Origin of the sequence: Halomonas sp. 3D7M (genome assembly GCF_014897885.1) — a bacterium.
GTDB lineage: Bacteria > Pseudomonadota > Gammaproteobacteria > Pseudomonadales > Halomonadaceae > Vreelandella.
Window position 1 is genome coordinate 1 of sequence record NZ_JABUZF010000064.1, and the last position, 1,603, is coordinate 1,603.

2 protein-coding genes are annotated in these 1,603 nt (G+C 50.1%); one reads left to right on the top strand and one right to left on the bottom strand.

Annotation, left to right across the window (positions count from 1 at the left end):
• Window positions 1-352, bottom strand: a 352-nt coding sequence (gene betI / locus INT22_RS02160) for a transcriptional regulator BetI (protein WP_193067581.1), incomplete at its 3' end; no start/stop codon positions are given.
• A gap of 191 nt (window positions 353-543) precedes the next feature.
• On the opposite strand from betI, the gene INT22_RS02165 reads away from it, so the two are divergent.
• A complete protein-coding gene (locus INT22_RS02165) occupies window positions 544-1,476 on the top strand; it encodes a choline ABC transporter substrate-binding protein (RefSeq protein ID WP_198349614.1) in 933 nt (310 codons plus the stop codon).
• Window positions 1,477-1,603: the final 127 nt, after the last annotated feature.

Below are 1,603 nucleotides of genomic sequence, written 5' to 3' on the forward strand. Positions count from 1 at the left end.
GCATGCTGCTAGCCCAAAAGGCGAGCCATGTTTTGGCGGCAGGGCCGGTCACCTGGGTGCGATCAAAGTTACCTTCGATGATGGCGCCAATATGAGCTCGGGGGGAGTCGTCTTCTAACGCACGGCGGCGTGCTGCAACGGCGTCACTAAGATCGGTCAAGATCTGCCGCATCGTTGCTTCCAGCAGGCCATCCTTGCCGCCAAAGTAGTGACTAATAATGCCCGCCGAAACACCAGCATGACGGGCAATTCGCATGACGGTTGCTTCTGCTAAACCAACTTCGTCAATGGCCGCCATGGTAGCCTTAATTAACTGCTGGCGGCGTATCGGTTCCATTCCCACCTTAGGCACAGCTATCTCCTACTGACGTTGAATGCCCATTGGCTCCTGTCCTTGAAAACCAGGAGTAGGCATGATTACCTGAGTATGATGACATTTTTTTATTGAACGCTCAATCAATAAAAGCCTGCGTTGTTTTCTCGTCTCTACGACTGTTGCGTATAGGGCGTGTTCATATAAAACCGATAATGGGGAAGATCAACATGAAACGGACATACACACGAAGCCTAAGTACATTACTGCTGACTGCCTGTTTACCGGCAGCTGCCTATGCTAATGAGTGTAGTAGTGTTCGCTTTGCAGAAGTGGGTTGGACTGATATTACAGCAACGACAGCATTGGCTAGTGAGGTATTGGAAGCGCTTGGTTACGAAACGCGCGTCGATACTGTCTCGGTGCCGATTGCTTATGCGGGCATGGGTAATAATGATTTTGACGTCTTTTTAGGTAACTGGATGCCATCGATGGCCTCTATCAGCGACCCCTATGTGGAGCGTGGCGAGGTTGAGCGCTTAGTGGTCAACCTTGAGGGAGCTAAGTACACCCTGGCAGTGCCCCAATATGTCTATGATGCGGGTGTGACCTCCGTTAATGATCTGGCAGAGCATGCTGATCAGTTTGAGCAGCGTTTACACGGCATTGAAGCTGGCAATGATGGTAATGAGCTGATTGAGCAAATGATTGATGATAACGCCTATGGGCTAGGTGATTGGCAAGTCATCGATTCGAGCGAGGCGGGTATGCTGGCTGAGCTTCGCGCGAGGGTACCCAATGAGAAATGGATGGTGTTTTTAGGTTGGGAACCGCATCCAATGAATACTAATTTTGATATGGCGTATTTATCTGATGCTGGCGACTATTTTGGCCCTAACCTGGGGGGCGCAACCGTACATACCAATACTCGTGCGGGGTTTGTTGAAGCGTGCCCTAATGTCGGTGAATTGCTGAAAAACATGACATTCACCCTGGAAATGGAAAACCAACTTATGAGTGCCATTATGGACGATGGGGTAGACCCGCGAGAGGCAGCACGCAGTTACCTCAATGAAAACGATGATGTGCTAGCAGCATGGCTCGAAGGAGTGACTACCCGAGCTGGCGAAGAAGCGCTGCCGGCAGTCCAAGCAGCCTTATAAGCACACTATTCACTTAACAGGGTAGTTGAATGAAAGGCAGGTCGTTTTTGGCTTGCCTTTCATAGTTAAGATAGGCATAATCTGCACCCGTTGATGAGGGAAAGGCTACGTAGCTCAGCTGGTTAGA